Here is a 23,671-nt window from a genome sequence, read left to right as displayed (position 1 = left end):
GCTAGCTAAATCCTAATCAAAATTATAATAGCCTACAATAATTCAATTTACGAGGCTTATGTTATGTTTCCCAGTCTTTAGGGATACATAATATTTACAACAACGCAGCCTGCATAACAATAGGCTAACATCGATGTTTTATCTTACAACCATCGAAATAGACGTTTCGTTGGTTTAAGTAGACACTAACAGAACATTAATCCCATTGAAAGGGGCTATATGCAAAATATATAGCTGAATCGCGCTTTTCATTATTTTTGCATTATTATGCATTTTAAAAATATATTTTTACTCACCTATTTACCCCGCGCCACAAAGTTTTTACAATTGACCTCAATTATTGGTATTAAGGAATCGTAATGAGTAATACAAAACACTGCCGTCTACTTATATTAGGCTCAGGTCCAGCAGGATACACCGCAGCGGTTTATGCTGCTCGTGCAAATCTAAACCCAGTAGTCATCACCGGTATGCAACAAGGTGGTCAGCTGACGACGACGACTGAAGTTGAAAACTGGCCCGGTGATGCAGAAGGTCTAACAGGTCCTGCACTAATGGAGCGTATGAAAGCACACGCTGAACGTTTTGAAGCTGAGATCATTTTTGATCATATCAATGATGTTGATTTATCAGTGCGTCCATTTAAGTTAAAAGGCAATGATGTTGAGTATACGTGTGATGCATTAATCATTTGCACTGGCGCATCAGCAAAATACCTTGGTTTACCTTCAGAAGAAGCATTTAAAGGCCGTGGCGTATCAGCTTGCGCGACTTGCGATGGTTTCTTCTATCGTAACCAGAAAGTAGCGGTTGTTGGTGGTGGTAATACTGCGGTTGAAGAAGCACTTTACCTATCAAACATCGCGTCTGAAGTGCACTTAATTCACCGTCGTGAAGAATTCCGTAGTGAAAAGATCTTAACGAAGCGCTTACAAGAAAAAGTCGCTAACGGTAATATCACGCTGCACCTAAACAAAACTCTCGATGAAGTATTAGGTGATGACATGGGTGTTACTGGCGTTCGCATGCGTGATACACGCACTGACGAAACCAATGACCTTGATGTAATGGGTGCCTTTATTGCTATCGGCCACCAGCCAAATACGGATTTATTCACAGATCAATTAACCATGAAAGATGGCTACTTGAAAGTAAATTCAGGCACTGAAGGTTTCGCAACGCAAACGACTATCCCTGGAGTATTTGCTGCAGGTGACGTATCAGACCATATTTACCGTCAAGCGATCACATCAGCGGGTACTGGTTGTATGGCTGCACTAGATGCTGAACGTTTTCTTGATGGATTAGGCGATTAATCCGTCTATTCTACAGAGGTGATACCCTACTTTTTCAAGATGCTCTGGGTATCACCTTTTTCAAGCCCTAAGCGTTTTTCAAGCGCTCTCCTTTTTCAAGACCCTCGCTATTATGCCAATCTATTTACCGACACTTAATCACGATTTAACCGATTTTCCAGCTGTGCACAATGCATTAACTGACCCTGATGGTTTACTGGCAATGGGTGGTGATCTTTCTCCACAACGACTGATTAATGCCTATCAACGTGGCATCTTTCCTTGGTTTGAAGAGGACCAGCCAATACTGTGGTGGTCGCCAAGCCAACGCATGGTATTAAATCCTGGTGCAATGCATATATCGCGCAGTTTACGTAAGTCTTTTCGTCGTCAAAACTTTACCCTATCGGTTAATCGTGCTTTTGCCGAAGTCATTGAATCATGTGCAGAACCACGGGACTATTCCGATGAGACTTGGATAACAGATACCATGCAAGATGCCTATTTACAGCTACATGATATGGGCTTTGCACATTCTATTGAAGTATGGCAAGACGGGCTATTAGTGGGTGGATTATATGGCTTATATATTGGTGATATTTTCTGTGGTGAATCGATGTTCCATACCACCACGGATGCATCTAAAATCGCCTTTATCGGCCTGCAGCAACATCTCGTCAGTATTGGCTGTAAATTAATAGATTGTCAATTACACAATGAGCACCTTGCATCATTAGGGGCAACTGAAATTAGCCGTGAAGCCTTCATCACCAAACTTAACAACCGTAACGCAACAATCAAACCACAGCAATGGCAGCCTCAAGCGCTTGTATTGGACTACTTCTAATAAACGACTTGTATTAAACTTAATAAATAAGTCTAAGGCTAATACATAGGAAACACAACATGATTAAAGTCGCCTTAACACCACCTATGCCTTGCAGTTACTTAGCGGATCAACAAGAGCAGATCTTCGTTGTCCAAGATGATGATTTACATAATCAAGCTGGCTATGAAGTATTACTGTTAAACGGTTTTCGTCGCAGTGGCAATGATGTATATCGACCACACTGTCAACATTGCCAAGCTTGCCAATCAATCCGCATTGATAGCCAGACATTTAAACCCAGTAAAAGCCAGAAACGTCTGTTGAATAAAAACAAACACCTTGAAATGCGCATTAGCCACCAGCCACAAACGGGTTATTACCCCTTGTACGAACGCTATATTAATACCCTGCACAGTGATGGCGCAATGTACCCAGCTAGCCAAGCGCAGTATGATGGTTTTATTAGTAATACATGGTTAACACCGACGTTTATTGAGTTTTACTCCGAGGATATACTTGTTGCCGTCGCAGTAACCGATGTCATGACAGATAGCATGAGCGCCATGTATTGTTTCTATGATCCTAACTTTCTCGCCAATTCTTTAGGTACCTATGCAGTATTACAACAACTGGTAATCGCCAAGCAAACAGGCAAGAAATGGTTATATCTAGGCTATCAAATAGATCAATGTAGTAAGATGAATTACAAGGTTAAATTTAACCCACATCAGCGCTTGATAGCGGGAGAATGGCAGCCTTCATACCGCTGAAGAGTCAATTATAAAGCGTTTTAAAAATAAAACGTAAATATCTTACCTATAATATATACAGACCACTGTAAATCTGGCATCATCTTGCGGTCAAATATAGCTATAATTAAATTTTAAGAGGACTCATGGCAAAAGAAGACAGCATTGAACTACAAGGTACAGTTCTAGATACACTTCCTAACACAATGTTTCGTGTTGAATTAGAAAACGGCCACGTTGTTACTGCGCATATCTCAGGTAAAATGCGTAAAAACTACATCCGAATTCTTACTGGTGATAAAGTAACTGTAGCACTAACACCTTACGATTTATCTAAAGGTCGTATCGTCTTCCGTGCCCGTTAATCACGAGCCTCTAAAAAAACCAGCGTAAGGCTGGTTTTTTTAGGTCTACGATTTACTGCATTATCAATGAAAGCGTTAATCATTAACGTCCCATATCAGACAGCCTACTATTCGATAACCACTACTCGATAGCCACAAATCAATCGTAATGAATCGATAAGTGACTTCTTAATGGCCTGACAGCTTGAGATACAAGTGTACTGTCCGATATTTTTCTATTTCTATTTCTATTTCTATTTCTATTTCTATTTCTATTTTAGCAATCATTAAATATCAACGAATGACTATTCAACATCAACGCGTAAAATCTCTTCTTCCTGCGCTGCTTTTTTATCTCTGAACTGCTGTTTTAGTACCGCTTTTTTAAGCATTGCGATCTCACCATCGGTACCAATTGTAAAATGCTCTGGTTCAGTATTAAAACGTGACTGATACAACATCACAGCCTGCAGAGAGCTATCTTTTTGTGCTTGCGTCAACACCACACCACTTTCCCATTTACCTAGCTCTACCGCCGTTCTAAGCTTTTCATATACTTCTGGCGTCATGCTTTCAAGTAACTTATCAACTGACATCTTTACGTCCTTGGTTAATGCACAGGCCACTCCCTGTACAATAATAATATATACGGCAACATTACTATAAATACGGCGTAATTTAAACTACAACAACGCTAGTCCGCTTGCTACGAATCCGTTAAGACCCTTTCTACAAATAGCGTATCGGATGCAATATTACCGATGGATTCACTTTTTATCTATAAATCATTAGATACAAAAAAGGAAGCCAATTGGCTTCCTTGATAGACATTCTATTCGGGCTTGTTAATGATAACCCTCAATAAACAGCCTTAATAAACGCTTAGCTTATGCAAATTCATGCATGTCGATGCCAGCCATTTTTTGCATTACGCGTAATACCTGACAGCTATAACCAAACTCATTATCATACCAAACGTATAAGATTGCGCGATTACCTTCAGCAATCGTTGCTAATGAATCAACGATGCCAGAGAAACGGCTACCAACCATATCTGTTGATACTAATTCTTTCGATGTGCTGAAATCGATTTGATTGTGTAATGGTGAGCTTAACGACATTTCTTGTAAGTAGCTGTTTAGAGATTCTCTTTCAACTTCTTTTTCAAGATTTAAGTTAATGATTGCCATTGATACGTTTGGTGTTGGTACACGAATAGCGTTACCAGTCAGCTTACCCTTTAATGCAGGTAGTGCTTTTGCTACAGCAGATGCAGCGCCAGTTGACGTTAATACCATGTTCATAGCAGCGCCACGGCCACGACGATCACCTTTGTGGAAGTTATCAATCAAGTTTTGATCATTGGTATATGAATGCACAGTCTCTACGTGACCATTGCTAATACCGTATGCATCTTGAATTGTTTTTAGCACCGGCGTGATTGCATTCGTTGTACAGCTTGCTGCTGATACGATGCTATCTTCAGGTAAGATATCGGTGTGATTTACGCCATAAACGATGTTTTTAATATCGCCTTTACCCGGTGCCGTTAATAATACTTTTGCTGCGCCAGGTGCTTTCAAATGCAGACCTAGGCCGTCAGTATCACGCCAGATACCCGTGTTATCAACAACTAACGCATTGTGAATATCATGTGCAGCGTAATCAATTTGATCAGGTCCGTTTGAATAAAGGATCTTGATATAAGTACCATTAGCAATGATGGCATTGTTTTCTTCATCAATATCAATTGTGCCATTGAACTGACCATGTACTGAATCACGGCGTAATAGCGATGCGCGTTTTTCAATATCACCAGGACCGCCACGTACAACAATTGCACGTAAACGTAATAAGTTGCTCTCACCTGTTTTATCAACAAGTAGACGTGCAAGTAGACGCCCGATACGACCAAAACCGTACAGGACGACATCACGAGGTTCAGCTGGCTTATCGCTATTTAATGCAGGTGCTAATTCAGCACGTAAGAATGCGTCGATACCAGTAGAATCTTCGTTTTCGCCCCAATAGCGAACAGCCAAACGGCCTATATCAATTTGAGCGTTACTAATCGGTAGTTCACTGATGACTTGTAGTAATGGGAAAGTTTCAGTGAAACGTAAAATACGGCCTTCATGACGCTTAACTACGCGGTGTGCTTTTTGAAGATCAATTGCGGTTGCATTTTGTAATGGGCGGCCATAAATTAATACCTCAACGCCTTTATTACGATACAACTTTCCTAGCAACGGTAGCATAGACTCTGCGAGTTCTTGGCTCTCTTGCCAATTCAATAAATGACTTTCAGATGGCATCTCTTTTCCCTTTTAATCACAACTACATGTAAGAAACATTAAAATAACAGCTGTATAACCAATAGCTGACATTCAATCAATTTGATAGCTTAATCATACAAAAATAACCGCTAACTTACCAATTAATCATGTGAATTAGGTCTTTTTTTACTTTTCGACTTTCATTCAAAACACAAATATTTAACAATGAAATAGGAACACTTTCACTTTTTGCGCTTGCTCATTTTATAACCGAAGTATTTACTGGCTCAACCATAAACCAATATTTCAACGACAATGGATAAATCATAAAGAAAGCAGGTGATATCATTAAATCCAACGGCAAAATTGAGACTTTGAACTCCTCTCTATCTCACCCATTAGAAGTGTGAGCAAATCTATGATAGGGTTTCCGCATCTTCTATTTAAGTCTTAATGTTATGCATGGTATTCGCTTTATTCATCGGTTAATTTCGACTGTAGCCGTAACAAGTTTACTCATCGCCTGTGACGCCCCTGACAATGTGGCGACTATTTGTGGAAATGACAAGACGATGTGTGCCGATTTGAATACCGATGAATGGTGTCAGGCAGAAAGAAACGAGTTAATCACCCAACGCTTCACTGTTAAAGAAAATACCAATGACCAAGCACAGTATAGGTTATTAACCGCACTTAATGATTTTCAAGAATGTATTAAAATAGCCGCGCTAATCGAACCAAGAACACACCCTGAATTAAAAACACAACGGGTAGCAGCCATGCTGAGTACGTACGATGAATTACTCGCCTTGGAAAATAAAACACTGACAAGTAACAACCCTTATATACTCAATTACCACTGGGTTGCACACAACAACGAACAATCGAAACAACGTTTTATCGCCTTATCGAAGCAGCAACATTTCGATGATCCGGCGCTGTATTTCGCTATTGCTAATATTTACGATAACAAGAACGATAAAGCGATCGCTAATTTACTCAAAGGGATAAGCCTGATTAGCGAGCATAGCAGCGATATGACCACCAAACTGCTCTACGCCATTATTACAGCCTACATGCATAAAAGAGATTACGCACTGGCTTATCTATGGTCGCAAGTAGCGATGCATTCTGATGTGGAAAATATAAATCTAGGTCTGTTTAACAAGCATAAAATAACACCAAGCGAACGACGCCGTTTAGATGTTTTAGCCGTCACAGTGGCAGAGCAAATAGCAGAGCAAGAATTTACGACTGACCGCTATACACAAATGCGATCAGTCGCAGGGCTTTAATCTAACGATAAAACCCATTTACAGTTAAACACCACTACAGGGATAACGGTTGAATACCACGCGCGTCTAAATAAGCCGTTAGCTCTGCAGGCAATTCGTCATCCGCTTGGTAATAACAAGCACAAGCATGACGCTCACAGCTCAATAGAATAATACTGAGCAATTCATTGAATTCATGATTCTGCCAAATGCCGGCGTCACCAATAGTTAACCACTGCTGCATAATCGATAACGGCTGATTAAGTAAAAGTCCCGCAGATTGCATAGTGGTGAAATCAACTAAAGCACGGAATGCAGCATAGCCATCTTGACGTAACTTGTAGCTGTTAATGCCATGATTTACGGTACCTTGATCAACAACACCTGCCAATACGTTATCGAGCTGACAATGTGCTAATTGATAGTCAGCTAACAACCAGTGAGCAAATGAACCGGTATTTGCGGCGTCAATCGCAAAATCCATACTGCGTAATGATGCCTTACCAGTCAACGTATTATTGGCCGTCACTACAAGCCATAAGTAAAATGCATAGCCATCACTGTGTGCAGCTTGCCATTCAACGGTTTGTGTTTCTTGGTGTGTCGCTGTTAGCCCGTCAGTAGCATAAGCAGTTAAGTATTGTGCTAAATACGTTTGCAGCGGTGAAGCGCCAGCAATGACAGTCTTCAACGTTAAGGCAAATTCAGCCTGTTCTTTATCGTGATTAAACTGCTGCTGTAATTGTTGTACAAGTGGAGTAGAACCCGTTATAACGGTAGTCGCTAAACTAGGCTGCGTATAAGTCAATAACTGGTTCAGCACAGATTCTGTTGTTGGTAACGCTGTCGTTTTCGTCGGCAATGCAGTAACAATAGTTGGCGTTAAAGTCGCAGGTGGATTAACGATCCAACTTTCGCCTAACGGTTCTTCACTCCCCTGGTCAAGGATCACTAAGTGATAACTACCCACCGCGAGCGGCTGCTCAAGGCTGATTTGATAGCTTTGCATTTCCATATCGTGTAAATGATAAATACCATTTAACGACCATTCGATTGGCGTAAATTCACCTGTTTCAATAACAACTTGGTTTGCTCTTACTTCCCAGATTAAATCTTCAGTCACAAATTCAATCGGCAAGTGCAGATCAAATTGTATCATTGCCGACTCATCCGCAATCATAACGGGAGGTAATGCACGTAACCAAAATTGCTTAATTTCTTCTTCTAGTTTTAGCGCTAACTCATCTGTAAAACCAAAATCAGCCAATGCTTGTGTAACTAACGTAATAGGTAACGCTTGCTCATCGCCATTGGCATTTAATTCAGTGCAGCTAAGACCAAGCATTTGGCCTAATTGCAGAATATGTTGTGCTGTCATTTGACACCTTAAATAGTGAACCTAGCGCTATTATACCGAATCAATATCAAGATGCGAGATCACCGGACATCAGAATAGGCTCGTCATCTTGTGTATTCCCGAATGCTTGATCGTTTTTACATGTTGTCGATACGCCATCCTTGTCTATACTCCATGAAAGCGAATATTGGTATGATTTAAACAAATTATCCTGATTTAATTTTTAAATTTAAAAATACGATAAAAATAAAACACTTAGTCAGAACTAAAACTACATTCAGGTGAAACTAAATCACGTCACAGGGAAATATTCATGCCAACATAGCCGTTAATTATCTTAATTTGTGATCTCGGTTATTTAGTTTTTGCAAAAACTCGTAATAAATAGAACAAATAAATAGTCAAAAGTGACCCAAATCAGTTTATTTTCGTAAATTTGCAACATTTTGTGATTCAACGCATACATTTTGGTATTTATTCTTGTCTTTTTATCAAAATCTTGTAAATTTACAACCAAGCAAGATTATTAATTCAAACTTACATTTAATTTAATGGATACAAGTTATGACAATTAAAGTAGCAATCAATGGTTATGGTCGAATCGGCAGAAACGTACTTCGTGCATTCTACGAAGGTGGTAAAGAACAAGATCTAGAAATCGTTGCAATCAACGACCTAGGTGATTCAAAAATCAACGCTCACCTAACTAAATATGATACTGCACACGGTCGTTTCCCAGGTACTGTTGATTTTGATGCTGAAGCACTAATCATCAACGGCGACCGTATCAAGACTTTCTCTGAACGCAACCCGAAAGATTTACCTTGGGCTGAATTAGGCGTTGACGTAGTACTAGAATGTACTGGTATCTTCGCAAGCAAAACTGCATGTCAAGTACACCTTGATGCAGGCGCTAAGAAAGTACTTATCTCTGCACCAGGTAAAGATGTAGATGCAACTATCGTTTACGGTGTTAACCAAGACGAAATCACTGCTGACATGACTGTTGTTTCAAACGCTTCATGTACTACTAACTGCCTAGCTCCAATTGCTAAAATCTTAAACGACAACGTTGGTATCGTTAACGGCATGATGACGACTATCCATGCTTACACAAATGACCAACGTCTATCAGATGTTTATCACTCAGATCTATACCGCGCACGTGCAGCGGCAATGAACATGATCCCAACAAGCACTGGTGCAGCAGCAGCAGTTGGCCTAGTAGTTCCAGAACTACAAGGTAAATTCCAAGGTATGGCGGTACGTGTACCAACAATCAACGTATCTCTAGTTGACCTTACTTTTGAAGCTGGCCGTGATACTTCTCCTGAAGAAATCAACCAACTTATCACTGATGCAGTAGCTGCGGATCCAATCCTAGCGCGTGCACTAGCTGTTAATAACGAACCACTAGTTTCAATCGATTTCAACCACGATGCACACACATCTAACTTTGATGCGACTCAAACTAAAGTTCAAGGTAAACTTGTTAAAGTTATGTCTTGGTACGACAACGAGTGGGGCTTCTCTAACCGTATGTTAGATAACGCTATCCTACTTATGAGCGCTAAATAATCAAACTAGATTAAATAATCTAAGTTAATTGATTTATAATGCTAAAGGCGACCATCAGGTCGCCTTTTCTATGTTGGGGACTTTATGTCATATCGCGATACAATCACAGATCAAATCAAGTTAACTGAACACATTCAGTTAGTCACAAGTAACGGCCTTAAATACCTGCATATTACGCATCCTAAAGCGGTTGCACGTATCAGCTTATTTGGAGCTCACCTGCTTAGCTTTACCCCTGCAAATTCAGCACCAGTGATCTGGATGAGTGATAATGCTATTTTTAATGGTGTAAAAGCGATCCGTGGTGGCGTACCTATCTGCTGGCCTTGGTTTGGTCCAGCAAATGAAAGCCCAACGGTACAACCTCTTGCACAAACTAAAGACTACCCATCTCACGGCTTTGCACGTAATAACCATTGGCAATTACTCGATACTCACAGTGATAACGACACTTGTACACTGCGTTTACAGCTAACATCAAGCCCTGAAATGAAAAGATTATGGCCGCATGACTTTAATCTCATCGCCGAGTTCATTATCAGTGAGTCGTTAACAATTAACCTCACGACATCAAATACAGGCAATACCAGCTTTGACTATGGCTGTGCATTACACAGTTACTTGCAAATTTCGCAGCCCGATGCAGTACAAGTACATGGTTTAGATAATCAAAATCCAGTACCGCGTGTATTAACCGGTGATGTGGATATTATTTGTGAACATCCAGCTTCGACAATTACCTTAGAAGATAATCTATTTCAGCGTAAGCTTGATATCAATAACGAGGGGAATAATGCAATGGTCGTTTGGAACCCTTGGCAAGTAGGTGCTAAAGCATTTGTAGATATGCCCGATGACGGTTACCAAACTATGTTCTGTTTAGAACCTGCCATTATAGGTAAGAAGGCAGTGACGGTTGCACCAGGGAAAAGTCATACACTGACAACTAGACTCAGTGTGACAGCCCTGTAATTATTGATCGCGTTTTGTCATTATTGATGAAGAGCTGTCGTTATTGAAAGAGTACTGACATTATTAATAGAATGATGCAATTTCAAGATGAACGTCTGACTTATATCGCAGTGTTCATCTTGAAAATCAGTATCGTTGCGCCAGCGGTGCATCCATACTTTCATCAACCAATGAGCGCGCCGCAAAAATAAGATTATCGATCTGCTGAGCAATGCTGTATTTACTCATGTCTTGGCCCGTTAACAAACGACCTAGCTCTGCAAGTTGGCGACGTAAATTTTGGTCTTTACGCATTTTATCTTCATCTTTCTGTGAAATTTTCGATGCCACAGCATCTTTGATACCACTCACCTGTGACTGAAAATCCAATGCGGTTAACTCTTCCGTCCCTAAATAACTGTTCAATGAACTTAGGTGGTCACGATAATTGATCACAACGCGTTCTGCCGATGTTTCAATTCTTGATTTAACCCAGACAACTTCTTTAGCAATACTCGCCGCTTGTTTTATTTGAATGTAGGTATTGTTTAACTGCCGTTGGATTGCCGTATTATCACGAGGATCTTTTTCAACTAAGCGCTCTAAACTATATAATGCATTTAAAGCTTTATTATAGCTTTCAGGCACAAGTTCCTGATCTAATGAATTAAACTCAGATGTTGGTAAACGCAGGACTTTACGTTTTATCATATCGACTTCAAGACTCTTATAATCACGCTCTAACTTTACTTTTTGATGCTCTAGGCCTAATCCCGTGCCGCGACTCTCAATTAAAGCAGCAAACTTAGTCGTCGAATTACGCAATTTACCAACGCGATCTTCAAAACCATCAACATCAATGCTTTGAATAAATTCATCATGATCACGCATCACCACTAATAACGGTTCAGTAAGGAGTTTAGCTTGAAATGCTTTATTCATACGTTGCACAAACAGTTCTGACTCGGTTTCAATATCTTCACTGCCCGAACTTGAAAACCAGCTACCGCCACTCGGTGAATAATTCTCATACATGCTCAGCAATTTCTCACGTTTATTTAACGCAAGTCCAAAATTACTGGGTGCGTAATAAGCAAGATCTTGTTTATTACCGCGTTGATACAATATCTCTACCGCATTCATTGCAGCATTTACCGCGTTCATTTCTTCTGAGTCAGCGGCTGACAGTGTAAAGCTATCGCGATTATCGGTAAACTCGGACAAGGTGGCACAGCCCGAAAATAAACTCGTTGCCAGTATTATCCCTGACAGTTTAAGCGATAGTTTGAATTGTCGTGGCTTAGATAATTGGCATTGCATTAGTAACTGACGTTTGACTGGTAATGTAGTGAGCATGAACATCATCCTTTTGTTCGAGACAGACTGGAATTAACAAGAACAGCATACGCGGCTGATATTGCAAATGGAGGTCTGAGTCAGGATAAATGCGACAAGGCGTTAGAAAACAGCACTTAGCTCAATACTAAGCAGGAAGAAGGCATGAGTAGTATTATTTACATTCCTAATACTACCCATACTTAATGACGATTAATTCAATGCGTCCAGTAGCGCTTTAACAGGATGATTAAGTCGTACTTTATCCATCCGTTTTACCTGACTACGGCAAGAGTAGCCCGTCGCCAAACAACGTGAAGCATCACGTTGGGATATCGCGTGTTTCCAACTTTGGCTGTAAATAGACTTTGATGCATCAACATTTTTGGCATCATGACCAAAGCTACCCGCCATACCACAGCAACCCGTCGCCACCGTATCTAACGCTAAACCAAAACCGTTAAATACCTGTTGCCATTCTTGTTCTGCGGTTGGCTTGTTGGTTTTTTCGGTACAATGTGCAAACAGGTAATACGGTGCTGCTGACACCTTGCCATCAATCACCTCACGACCAATCGATTGCCCATTAATCGCTTCAGCCAGGTACGCTTGGGCATTATCTGTTAACAACCACTCTTGAATAAGCTGAACGTTAAAGTCACCGCGTTTATCCGCTAATATTTGTTTATATTCGTCGCGATAACACAGCACTAATGCAGGTTCAATACCGACCATCGGCATACCTAATTGCTGTAGCTCATTCAAAAACTCTGCAGCCGTTGCTGCCGTTTTAGCAAATTTAGCTAAGAAACCTTTTACATGCTGTGGTTTACCATTGGGTTTAAACGGTAAGATCACCGGTTTCAAACCAAGCTTTTCAATCAGCGCCACAAATGTCTGCACTAACTCAGCTTCATAAAAACTGGTAAATGGGTCTTGAACAACCAATACATGCTTGGCTTTATCTGCCTTACTTAATCGCTGTAAAAACGCTAAGTCAAAGCTTTGAGCATAATGGCCACGTAGTGACTCCGATAAAGTCGGTACACTTAATAACGGAATATCCACCATGCCTATCGTATACTTAGTCGCAGCTTGTAGCCAATCTTGACCTAACCAAAAATTAAAGAACTTCGGCATCTTCGCCATCATCGGCGTATAACTCTCAGAATAGCCTACTGCAAAGTCTTTCACCGGACGTAAATAACGACTGTGGTATTGATCAATAAAGCGTGACCTAAATTCAGGCACATCAACTTTAACCGGACATTGCACAGTACAAGCTTTACACGCTAAACAGCCTTGCATCGCGTCCATCACTTCATGCGAGAAATCATAACGACCCCGGGCTTTATTCCAACTATTTTTTAATCGTGTAGTGAACGTCGCGACCCCCACTTGCTGGTTCGTGAGTTGTTGGCCTAATTCATGTTCAGTCATTTCATGGCAAGATAATTGACGTAACCATTCACGCATTAAACCAGCACGGCCTTTTGGTGAATGACGGCGATCACCGGTATGCTTAAACGACGGACACATCGGGCTTTTGGTATCATAGTTAAAACACAAGCCATTACCATTACAGTCAATTGCTTGTGGGAAACTCTCGCGTACTGTCACTGGGATTTGGCGATCGTAAGCGCCACGTTTAGTCGCGTCAACTGATACCAGCGCAGCATCGCTGCTGATAGGCGTACATATTTTACCTGGATTGAGACGGTTATCCGGATCGAAGGCAGCCTTGATCTTACGTAACTCAGTAAATAGTTCATCACCAAAAAACTCAGGGCCATACTCAGAACGAAATCCGCGGCCGTGTTCGCCCCACATCAGGCCTTTGTATTTCGCCGTTAATGCCACAACCTTATCGGATATTTCCCGTAAGATAACTTCTTGTTGTGGATCTAACATATCCAGCGCAGGACGCACATGCAGTACACCCGCATCGACGTGACCAAACATGCCGTAATGTAACTTATAGCTGTCTAATAACGCTCTGAACTCCACGATATAATCCGCTAAGTGCTCAGGCGGTACAGCCGTGTCTTCAGCAAATGCTAACGGTTTTGCTTGGCCTTTCGTGGCGCCTAACAAACCTACGGCTTTTTTACGCATACCGTAGATTTTCATTACATCCGATAATTGCTCACAAATTTGATAACCAATCACCCCCGCTTCGCCCGCAGCCATTAGACGGTCAAGCTCCGCAGTTAACCCTGTAATTTTTTGCTGTTGAATGTCACCATCATCTTCGGCAAATTCGACAAAGTTAATGCCCTGCATGTCTTTGTTTGGTACATCGGTAATCAATGATTTAACCGAATGCCAAACGATATCTTGTTTGGCTAGGTTCAATACCACAGAGTCAACGGTTTCAACCGACAAAGCATTAGCTTTAATTAAAAACGGTGCATTACGCAGCGCAGAATCAAAACTGTCATACTTCACATTCACCAGACAACGGAATTTAGGGATTGGCGTCAAGCTCAATTTAGCTTCAGTAATAAATGCCAGCGAACCTTCAGAACCGCAAAGAATACGGCCTAAATCAAATTCATCGGTGTTTTTATCATAGAGGTGTACAAGATCATAACCAGTCAGAAAACGGTTTAATGTTGGAAAGGTATCTGTAATTTGTTGCTGTTTATGACTGATGGTATCAATCACTTGATGGCACACGTTACCCAGATAATTGTCACTCTGTGCTTGTGCTTTTTCTTGTAATACCTCACTAGACTGACTTGCTGTGATTAATTCACAGCCATCCATTAATACCGCCGATACACTTAATACGTGATCACTGGTTTTTCCATATTTCAATGAGCCTTGACCCGACGCATCCGTGTTAATCATGCCGCCAATAGTGGCACGATTACTGGTCGATAAATCAGGCGAGAAAAAGAAACCATACGGTTTAAGGAATTCATTGAGCTGATCTTTCACCACGCCCGTTTGCACTTGTACCCAGCCTTCTTCAACATTAATATCAATAATGTTGTTCATATGGCGTGACATATCGACAATAATGCCGTCCGTCAGTGATTGGCCATTGGTACCGGTACCACCACCACGCGGTGAAAAGGTAACCGTTTGAAATTCAATTTGTAATGACAAGGCTGTCATTATCATCAAATCTTGATGATTACGGGGCAATACTACAGCTTGCGGCAATAACTGGTAAATACTGTTATCTGTCGCGACGGCTAATCGACTAGCGTACGACTTTTCAATATCACCACTAAATTCACTCACCTCTAATGCGCTTAAAAAAGCGAGGTATTCTGATTTTACTGCATCCTGATAACTTAATTCGGGGATCATCATCCATTCCCTTGTGACAATTTTTAACTAAATGCATTATAACATGAGTGATTTAATTCATCGCCTATAGATAAAGGCTAAATTGATCTCACTTATAAGTGAAATGCCAATACCGTTAATATACATAATGAACATCTACATAAATTACTCAAACTTAGACCAAATATGTGACCTGTTTGCTTGCGATTTTGGCCCTGAACAAATAACATGGGCGAAAAATAATATACTCATCTGACATGTGGGTAATTACAAGATGTAACACAGAATCCGTGTTTTATAACATCAAATAAGCATCTATTAGGAAATAAACAAATGCGCATTGCTTTAATTGCCCTTGCCACCAGCTGTGTACTACTTGGAAACACAGCTCAAGCCACTGAAATAAAAAAACAAAAAAACACTGTAGACAGCTTAAAAACCGAGCTCAAAAGTATTCAATCAGAATACAGCGCATTTATCACATCACTTGCAGTGGTCAATGACAATATCGCACTCGAAAAAGCCAAATTAGCGCAAACAAGAACGCAAGGAAAAGCACTTGTAGGGCAAACAGCTAAAGCATTGGCAGAAATGAATGAACAGTATGCACTAATGATTGATAACCCAACGCAAGACATTAGTGCATCACAGAATGACTATCGTCAGGCAATTCAGCAACAACAGCAAAATAAACAGCTTATTAAAGATTCAGTTGCGAGCTTAGCCCAGCTAAATAAACAGCTGTCAGACAAAAATATTGAACGCGTTAGACTGTTAAATCAACGTGAAACAATCAGTGAAGAAATCAATATTTCACGTATTAATCGTCTGACTAATGAAATGCAGAAGACTCAATCTCACAACGTCAGCCAAAGTGTAAGCTGTGATTTGGAAACTTCATTTTCTAAATGTATTACTCGCAGTAATCTATTGAGTAAGCAAAAAGCGTCAAAGACTTATTTAAACAACCTATTTAGCTCAGTAACAGAAGCTAAGCTAGTCAATAAGCATAAGATTAATTCTAACGCGCATGTTAAATTGCTAGGCAATAAGGTACTAACGAGCGAATTTAGTGGCCAAGGTACATATAGCTCAACGATGCAGCTAACAATGCAAGGCGTATTACCAAAAAATGAAGCTTGTAATCTATTAAACATCTCGACTCGTTACTGCGCAGAACAAGCTCCATCAGCTAAAAAGAATTTAACAAACCTAGATAAAGGCACATTATACGAACTGACTATTCGTTCTAACCAATATGATGATGAAGTCTTTATTGATGGCGTTAGCTATGGTTCAACCAAATTATCAGTGATGTTGTCACCGGGTGCTCACCATATCGAGATCAAGAAACCAAACTACATTAACTTTGAGCAAAGCGTAAAACTAAGAAGTAATACGATGATCAGAGCTGAGTTAGTCAAAGCGAGCATGTCGTTAAAAAATGGTCAGACAGTACAAGATTTTTTAGCCTCAGGTGAACGTGGTCCAGAATTAATCTCAGTACCAGGTGGTCAATTAGCCGCTAGCGAAAATCAAGCTAACGAACAAGTAATTAAAGCTTTCTCTGTGGGTACAAACCCGATCACGGTTGCTGATTTCAAACGTTTTGTTGCTGCCAGTCACTACACTACAGCAGCAGAATCAGGTAATGGTTGTGTTGAATATGTAGACGGGAAAGAGACATACAATGCCGACTTAAACTGGCGTCAGCCTGGGTTTTCACAAACCGATGAACATCCAGTGGTATGCGTTAATTCTACCGATACCAATGCTTACTTAACGTGGTTATCAAAAGCAACAGGCCAAAAATACCGTTTGCCAAACAATGGCGAGTGGGAATACTCAGCGCGAGCTGGGAGTAGTTACAGCTACTGGTGGGGTAACGATGCTGGTAACTCAAAAGCCAATTGCGCTTATTGTGGTAGCCAGTGGTCGAACAAAAGTACCGCACCGGTAAAATCATTTAAAGCCAATAGATTTGGCCTATACGACACCGTAGGTAACGTTTGGGAACTGACTAGTGGACATAATCTAGTCGCAAGAGGCGGCGCTTGGAACTTCGCGCCAAAGCTTGCACAGGTTGATGTGCGTTTAGAATTAAAACCCGATTTTCGCGCTAACTATGTAGGCTTTAGAGCACTACGCGATAACTAACATTAGCTAAAGAACCTTGAAAGATATTGACTAAAATATCACTAAAACGCCCGATGCTACACATCGGGCTTTTTTGTACGACTCCAAAAATAAACCAGCAATTCACCATGTTAGGGATAATCAATAAGTTCCGCCCTATGTTGGTGCGGTTATTCTAGGGTTAGCATGTCATAAATAGACTATCCCCCTGTGTAAGTTCCTGTATAAGCCCCTGTAACCCCACTGTAATCAGGCGGTCATCAAGCCGAAATAAATCCAGACTAAGCTGGTACCATAATTGCTTAACTACTTATACCCGAAGGGATATTAAGGCATTTATGATGACATCACATTCAACCTTATTTTTTACTAGTACAGTCGTCTTACTCGCCTTATGCTGTTTGGCTTACTTATTTTTGATCTTGCAAAAGCAAAAGCAATGTCGTCAGCAATTACAAATTGACGGGTTAGTTAAATTGAATACGATTCGTAAATTACTGACTCGCGTTCAGCAACATCGGGGTCTATCAAATGGTGTATTGCACGGCGAGGAAGATCTAAAACCACGACTAAAAAAGCTCGCAGATTCTATTGATGCGATCCAACAAGACATTGGTGATAATTACCCCGGTTTATTGGCGCATGATCGCTGGCAAGCTATGTTAGATCATTGGCAGCGACTAGCCGTTGATTGCACTAATCTCCACGTACGCAATAATCTAGAGCAACACAATAAACTGGTACTCAATTTACTCTATCTCATCGATGATATTGCGTTTGCGACTAAGCTACATAAGCTCAACAACACGCATAGTGAGTCAATTCAGTTTTTATGGCAGGAGTTATTGTTTACCGCAGAAAGCATCGCCCAAATTCGTGCACTTGGTACAGGTATCGCAGCAGCAAAAATATGTACACGAGCAGAGCGTATACGCCTTAGTTATCTGTGTCAGTCATTAGAGCAAAGCATTAACATCCAACAAAACCAAGATTATCATCTTAAAATATCCCACTTACTTAAAGTTATCGATAACGAAATTATTATCACAAGGCCAACAATCAAAGCCGGTCATTTTTTTAATATAGCCACCGAATCCATTGATATGATATTAGCCAGTTTTGACGAACAACTTAATAATGTGGAATATAAACTACATATATCGACAACCGAAAATCATCCGTCTTAACAAAGTAAGCCTCCGGTAAAACAATATCCAAAAACCAACCAACTCAGATATGAAAGTAAAAAAAAGCCCCAGTCATAATAATGACTGGGGCTTTCTACAAGACGCTCTACCAAACCTTTTACAGACTTGCTATAACGAGTGGTTCAAGGTTTATTTAGCGTGTTTGTCTGCTAGGTATAACCAAGTGCTTAATACTGTATCAGGGTTAAGTGATACGCTATCAATACCTTGTTCAACTAACCATGCAGCGAAGTCTTCGTGATCTGAAGGACCTTGACCACAAATACCCACGTATTTACCCGCTTTCTTAGCCGCTTGAATCGCCATTGCCAGTAATACTTTCACGGCTTCGTTACGTTCATCAAACAGATGAGAAATGATACCTGAATCGCGATCTAGACCTAATGTTAATTGCGTTAAGTCATTTGAACCGATTGAGAAGCCATCGAAGTACTGTAGGAACTTGTCCGCCAGTAAAGCGTTTGATGGTACTTCACACATCATGATAACGCGTAAACCGTTCTCACCACGTTTCAGGCCATGCTCAGCGAGCAAATCGATGACTGAAGCCGCTTCGCTTAATGTACGCACGAATGGCACCATGATTTCAACGTTAGTCAGACCCATGTCATTACGAACACGTTTCATTGCTTCTGTTTCTAGGGCGAAACAATCGCGGAAATCTTCAGAGATATAACGAGATGCACCACGGAAACCTAACATTGGGTTTTCTTCTTCAGGTTCGAAGAACTCACCACCAACCAGGTTAGCGTATTCGTTAGACTTAAAGTCAGACATACGCACAATTACTTTTTTCGGGTAGAACGCCGCTGCTAGCGTTGAAATACCTTCTTGTAATTTAGCGATGTAGAATTCAACTGGCGATTCATAACCCGCAATCATTTCGTTGATTTCAGCTTGTAGCTCAGGCGATTGCTTATCAAAGTTAAGCAATGCTTTCGGGTGAATACCGATCATGCGGTTAATAATGAATTCAAGACGCGCTAGACCAACACCTTCGTTTGGTAATGCCGCGAAATCGAATGCACGATCAGGATTACCCACGTTCATCATTACTTTAACTGGAATTTCCGGTAGGTTATCCACTTTAGATGACGTTTCACGGAACGGTAAGATACCTTCATAGATAAAGCCAGTATCACCTTCAGCACAAGATACTGTTAGCTCTTGGCCATTAACGATAAGATCTGTCGCGTTACCACAACCAACAACAGCAGGGATACCCATTTCACGTGCAATAATTGCAGCATGACAAGTACGGCCACCACGGTTTGTTACGATTGCAGAAGCACGTTTCATGATAGGTTCCCAATCAGGGTCTGTCATGTCTGTTACTAATACGTCGCCTTCTTGCACTTCATCCATTTGGTCAATTGATGAAATTACTTTAGCAGGACCAGCGCCAATCTTACCGCCAATCGCACGGCCTTCAGAGATAACAGCTGATTTTGCATCTAAGTGGAAACGTACCATCACTTGTTTATCTTCACGGCTACGTACTGTTTCAGGACGTGCTTGAACGATATAAATCTTGCCATCGATTGCATCTTTCGCCCATTCGATATCCATCGCATGGCCGTAATGTTTTTCGATGATCACAGCTTGTTTCGCTAGTTCCATTACTTCTTCATCAGTAATAGAGAACTGGCGAGACTTGCTTGCTTCAACATCAACGATTTGAACTTGCTTGCCATGACCTTCGTCAGCAGAGTAGATCATTTGGATCTGTTTGCTACCAATGTTACGACGTACAACAGCAGGTTTGCCTTTAGCAAGCGTTGGTTTATGAACATAAAATTCATCAGGGTTAACCGCGCCCTGTACAACCATTTCACCAAGACCGTATGAAGAGGTAATGAATACCACATCTTCAAAACCAGACTCAGTATCAATAGAGAACATCACACCAGACGATGCTTCATCACTACGTACCATGCGTTGAATACCCGCAGATAATGCCACGCCACGGTGGTCATAACCAGAATGCACGCGGTAAGAGATTGCACGATCATTAAATAGTGATGCGAATACGTGTTTGATTGCAACAATGATGTTGTCATAACCACGTACGTTTAGAAATGTTTCTTGTTGACCAGCAAATGAAGCGTCTGGCATATCTTCAGCTGTTGCCGAAGAACGAACAGCAAATGATGCTTGCTCGCCAGCTTCGCCAGCTAGAATTTCATAGCTTGAAGCAATAGCGGCTTCTAATTCAGGTTGGAAAGGTGTGTCGATGATCCATTGGCGAATTTTCGCACCAGCTTCTGTTAACGCTGCAATGTTATCAACATCTAGATTATCTAAAAGTGTATAAATTTGGTCATTTACACCACTTTGCTCTAAAAACTCATTAAACGCATCCGCGGTAGTTGCATAACCACCAGGAACTTGCACGCCTGCGCCTGCTAAATTACTGATCATTTCACCTAATGATGCATTTTTGCCGCCAACGCGTTCAACGTCGTTCATTCCAAGTTTTTCGTAACCAATTACGTACTCTATCACGGCAGTTCTCCAGATTTAATCTATCTCAAAAATGATTTTAATTGTGAACGATATTCGATATTGCTCACATATTATCAATGCAAAATAATCATCTTGCTTTCCTTAGTGTTTTTAATCATACACAGCTATTAATTTCAATGTAAGATACTTAATTAGAAAATTTCATCTGTTTATGAAAAGGATAGAGTAAATGCAAACTGTTTTTTATGTTTCTGATGGCACCGCGATCACTGCTGAAGTCTTTGGTCACGCGCTTCTAAGCCAATTTCCGATCGAATTTGATCAGCATACTTTTCCCTTTATTGAGACCGAAGAAAAAGCAAAAAACGTCACTCAAAAAATCAACGAACATGTCGCGAAAACAGGACAAAAGCCACTAGTGTTTCATTCGATAGTTTCATCTGAAATAAGGACAATAATCGAATCAAATAAAGGCCATTCTCACGACTTTTTGAGTACATTTGTTGCGCCACTTTCTGAGCAACTAAATATCAAGGCAGAGCCAAAATCGCATCGTACCCACAGCTTAAAACTGGATACTTATGATGCCCGTATTGACGCAGTAAATTATGCGTTAGCAAACGACGATGGCATTACCTGTAAAGATTATGATGATGCCGATTTGATTTTAGTGGGTGTGTCGCGTAGTGGTAAAACACCAACCAGTTTATATCTGGCATTACAGTTTGGTATTAAGACTGCGAACTATCCATTTATTGCCGATGACATGGATGAGCTAACGCTACCGAAAGAATTAAAGCGTAATAAACATAAAATATTTGGCTTAACGATTGATGTACAGCGGTTGCAAAGCATTCGTAGCGAACGTCTTGCAAACAGTACTTATGCGTCTTTACGTCAATGTAAGTTAGAGATTGCAGAAGTGGAATACTTGTATCGCAGTGAAAAGATCCCGTTCATTAACAGTACTTCGTTTTCGGTTGAAGAGATCGCCACGAAGATATTAGACAAGAAAGGGTTGAAACGCCGTATTTTTTAACCACGACGCCACTTAACTAACAATCTATCTAACGACGCCATTTAACTACACGCTTTATCATTTGACTAAGCGTGTAGGGTTTTTCATAACACACATCGATACTCAAATCAGGCGTCATAATACGCTTAACCGGCACGACTTCCATGACTGAATTTGTGATAAATATTTCATCCGCAACAAGCATTTCATCAATAGTATAATGTCCTGTTTCAAGCTCAACACCCAGACTATCCAACAAGTTGGAAACATGCGTTTTCATCACCCCTTCAATACCACTGCGTTTTGTGCTTGGGGTATAGACTTTACCGGCTGTCACCCAAAATACGTTCGCGACAGAGGTTTCTATTAGATAACCTTCTGTCGAGCACACCAATCCATCAGCCATGCTATTGGCATCAAGTTCTTGCTTAATCATGACTTGATCAAGTCGATTCAAGGTTTTTAATCCGGCCAGTACTGGGTTGACCGTTTGTTGATATTCGCACACCATCAATTCAATGCCTGAGCGAGCCCACTCACAGTACTGAGCCGGGATCGCTCGATGCTGTAAATACCAATTTGCGCTGCTGCAATCAATCGCGCTATAACCACGCCCGCCTTCGCCACGCGTGATAGTGACCTTTAATACGCCCTCCTGTAATGCTTGCGCTTGCTCAGTGATTGCTGCGGTCAGTACGTCCCATTGATTAAACTCAATGGCTAGCACTTTGCACGCCTGCTCTAATCGCGCTATGTGCAGATCGAACAACTGCGCTTGCCCTGCTGTCAGTTTGATCGTGGTAAAATGTCCATCACCAAAATTAAAACCACGGTCGGCAATTGCAACATCTTGACTGGAGGTGCCATTAATTATCATTTTATGCATCCAAGTTATTGTCTTACATTAAAGTTTAAGCACTGATTGTATGTTCACTCTGGCTTGGTTTTCAAATTTTTCGGTAAAATAATCAGAATAATAGATCTTTGGCTGGCCTAAGAACTGCTTCAGCAAACGTTTACGGCCAAATTTGTACAACCATAATGGCACATGCTGGTACTCAGCGCGAACCGACTTCTCATATCCTGCATAAATCGCGTCTGCTTGCCCTAACATGGTTAAATCAATGTCTAGAAATAACGCCTGATCATGCTGGCTAACTAAATAAGTCAGCTCATGGCTTGGTTTGCAGGGGTGTCGCGTTAACAAAACCAGTTCATAAACTTGTTGAACTAACGTCGCCGATACCACAAAGTTAGTCAGTGCAGTCACTGCGTATTGGGCACTTTTCTCTTCATTATCGCTGCGCCTTACATCATAAATAATATCGTGAAACCAGATCGCTAACGCCACAGCTAACGGATTATCTAATGTCGCCTCCACCTGATCAAACCAAGTAAAGCAGGCATCAATATGCTGAAGGTCGTGATAATGACGATGCGCCTCGCGATAATGTGCTAACAACCGAGACCAAGACTGTTGTATATCAGCCAAGCTCAACTGGGTAAAATGCTGCGTCAGTAAAGTCTGCCAACGTAAAGCCAAACGTTGCTCCAT

Annotated in this window: 18 protein-coding genes; 10 read left to right on the top strand and 8 right to left on the bottom strand. The window is 40.9% G+C overall.

Annotation, left to right across the window (positions count from 1 at the left end; translation table 11 throughout):
* Positions 1–359: 359 nt before the first annotated feature.
* The 4 genes from trxB (at position 360) to infA (ending at position 3,238) form a co-directional block, all read left to right on the top strand.
* Positions 360–1,316 (top strand): thioredoxin-disulfide reductase, encoded by a 957-nt coding sequence (gene trxB, locus FR932_RS01720; protein ID WP_019440947.1) that lies wholly within the window; start codon positions 360–362, stop codon positions 1,314–1,316.
* A 112-nt stretch (positions 1,317–1,428) separates the two neighbouring features.
* Positions 1,429–2,142 carry a leucyl/phenylalanyl-tRNA--protein transferase gene (gene aat / locus FR932_RS01715; protein WP_019440946.1) on the top strand — a complete coding sequence of 238 codons (714 nt, stop codon included), beginning with the start codon at positions 1,429–1,431 and terminating at the stop codon, positions 2,140–2,142.
* A 59-nt stretch (positions 2,143–2,201) separates the two neighbouring features.
* Positions 2,202–2,894, top strand: coding sequence for an arginyltransferase (locus FR932_RS01710; protein ID WP_019440945.1), 693 nt, complete (start codon positions 2,202–2,204; stop codon positions 2,892–2,894).
* A gap of 125 nt (positions 2,895–3,019) precedes the next feature.
* The gene (infA, locus tag FR932_RS01705; protein ID WP_006032603.1) at positions 3,020–3,238 is read left to right on the top strand and encodes a translation initiation factor IF-1; all 219 of its coding nucleotides are present in this window, start codon (positions 3,020–3,022) and stop codon (positions 3,236–3,238) included.
* A 284-nt stretch (positions 3,239–3,522) separates the two neighbouring features.
* On the opposite strand, the gene FR932_RS01700 is transcribed toward infA, so the two are convergent.
* Together FR932_RS01700 and FR932_RS01695 are read right to left on the bottom strand one after the other, a co-directional pair.
* Positions 3,523–3,813, bottom strand: coding sequence for a YeaC family protein (locus tag FR932_RS01700; protein WP_019440944.1), 291 nt, complete (start codon positions 3,811–3,813; stop codon positions 3,523–3,525).
* A 291-nt stretch (positions 3,814–4,104) separates the two neighbouring features.
* Complete coding sequence (locus FR932_RS01695) at positions 4,105–5,532, bottom strand: glyceraldehyde-3-phosphate dehydrogenase (protein WP_019440943.1); 1,428 nt, start codon at positions 5,530–5,532, stop codon at positions 4,105–4,107.
* 419 nt (positions 5,533–5,951) lie between these two features.
* Here FR932_RS01695 and FR932_RS01690 point away from each other — a divergent pair, with 419 nt between their 5' ends.
* Positions 5,952–6,788 (top strand): DUF2989 domain-containing protein, encoded by an 837-nt coding sequence (locus FR932_RS01690; protein WP_019440942.1) that lies wholly within the window; start codon positions 5,952–5,954, stop codon positions 6,786–6,788.
* A gap of 34 nt (positions 6,789–6,822) precedes the next feature.
* Here the strand turns inward: FR932_RS01690 and FR932_RS01685 are convergent, their stop codons facing one another.
* Positions 6,823–8,145 (bottom strand): hypothetical protein, encoded by a 1,323-nt coding sequence (locus FR932_RS01685; RefSeq protein ID WP_019440941.1) that lies wholly within the window; start codon positions 8,143–8,145, stop codon positions 6,823–6,825.
* A gap of 543 nt (positions 8,146–8,688) precedes the next feature.
* Here FR932_RS01685 and gap point away from each other — a divergent pair.
* The gene (gap, locus tag FR932_RS01680; protein WP_019440940.1) at positions 8,689–9,702 is read left to right on the top strand and encodes a type I glyceraldehyde-3-phosphate dehydrogenase; all 1,014 of its coding nucleotides are present in this window, start codon (positions 8,689–8,691) and stop codon (positions 9,700–9,702) included.
* Positions 9,703–9,786: 84 nt separating this feature from the next.
* Entirely contained in the window at positions 9,787–10,674 is an 888-nt protein-coding gene (locus tag FR932_RS01675; protein WP_019440939.1) for a D-hexose-6-phosphate mutarotase, read from the top strand.
* 126 nt (positions 10,675–10,800) lie between these two features.
* Here the strand turns inward: FR932_RS01675 and FR932_RS01670 are convergent, their stop codons facing one another.
* Both FR932_RS01670 and ydiJ read right to left on the bottom strand, forming a co-directional pair.
* Complete coding sequence (locus FR932_RS01670) at positions 10,801–12,009, bottom strand: hypothetical protein (protein WP_019440938.1); 1,209 nt, start codon at positions 12,007–12,009, stop codon at positions 10,801–10,803.
* 192 nt (positions 12,010–12,201) lie between these two features.
* Complete coding sequence (ydiJ, locus tag FR932_RS01665) at positions 12,202–15,309, bottom strand: D-2-hydroxyglutarate dehydrogenase YdiJ (RefSeq protein WP_019628837.1); 3,108 nt, start codon at positions 15,307–15,309, stop codon at positions 12,202–12,204.
* Positions 15,310–15,621: 312 nt separating this feature from the next.
* Here ydiJ and FR932_RS01660 point away from each other — a divergent pair, with 312 nt between their 5' ends.
* Positions 15,622–17,445 (top strand): formylglycine-generating enzyme family protein, encoded by a 1,824-nt coding sequence (locus FR932_RS01660; protein WP_019440936.1) that lies wholly within the window; start codon positions 15,622–15,624, stop codon positions 17,443–17,445.
* A gap of 317 nt (positions 17,446–17,762) precedes the next feature.
* Complete coding sequence (locus tag FR932_RS01655) at positions 17,763–18,611, top strand: nitrate- and nitrite sensing domain-containing protein (RefSeq protein ID WP_240532383.1); 849 nt, start codon at positions 17,763–17,765, stop codon at positions 18,609–18,611.
* A 150-nt stretch (positions 18,612–18,761) separates the two neighbouring features.
* Here FR932_RS01655 and ppsA read toward each other — a convergent pair whose 3' ends face one another.
* Positions 18,762–21,137 (bottom strand): phosphoenolpyruvate synthase, encoded by a 2,376-nt coding sequence (gene ppsA, locus FR932_RS01650; RefSeq protein ID WP_019440934.1) that lies wholly within the window; start codon positions 21,135–21,137, stop codon positions 18,762–18,764.
* A 190-nt stretch (positions 21,138–21,327) separates the two neighbouring features.
* Here ppsA and ppsR point away from each other — a divergent pair, with 190 nt between their 5' ends.
* Positions 21,328–22,137 (top strand): posphoenolpyruvate synthetase regulatory kinase/phosphorylase PpsR, encoded by an 810-nt coding sequence (gene ppsR, locus FR932_RS01645; protein ID WP_019440933.1) that lies wholly within the window; start codon positions 21,328–21,330, stop codon positions 22,135–22,137.
* Positions 22,138–22,165: 28 nt separating this feature from the next.
* Here the strand turns inward: ppsR and pabC are convergent, their stop codons facing one another.
* Both pabC and FR932_RS01635 read right to left on the bottom strand, forming a co-directional pair.
* Positions 22,166–22,993, bottom strand: a complete 828-nt coding sequence (gene pabC / locus FR932_RS01640; RefSeq protein WP_019440932.1) for an aminodeoxychorismate lyase — start codon at positions 22,991–22,993, stop codon at positions 22,166–22,168.
* A gap of 27 nt (positions 22,994–23,020) precedes the next feature.
* The gene (locus FR932_RS01635; RefSeq protein WP_019440931.1) at positions 23,021–23,671 is read right to left on the bottom strand and encodes an HD domain-containing protein; all 651 of its coding nucleotides are present in this window, start codon (positions 23,669–23,671) and stop codon (positions 23,021–23,023) included.

The organism is Moritella marina ATCC 15381 (assembly GCF_008931805.1).
Classification (GTDB): domain Bacteria; phylum Pseudomonadota; class Gammaproteobacteria; order Enterobacterales; family Moritellaceae; genus Moritella; species Moritella marina.
Note: the sequence above shows the minus strand (reverse complement) of the source record. Positions and strands in the feature narration are given on the sequence as shown.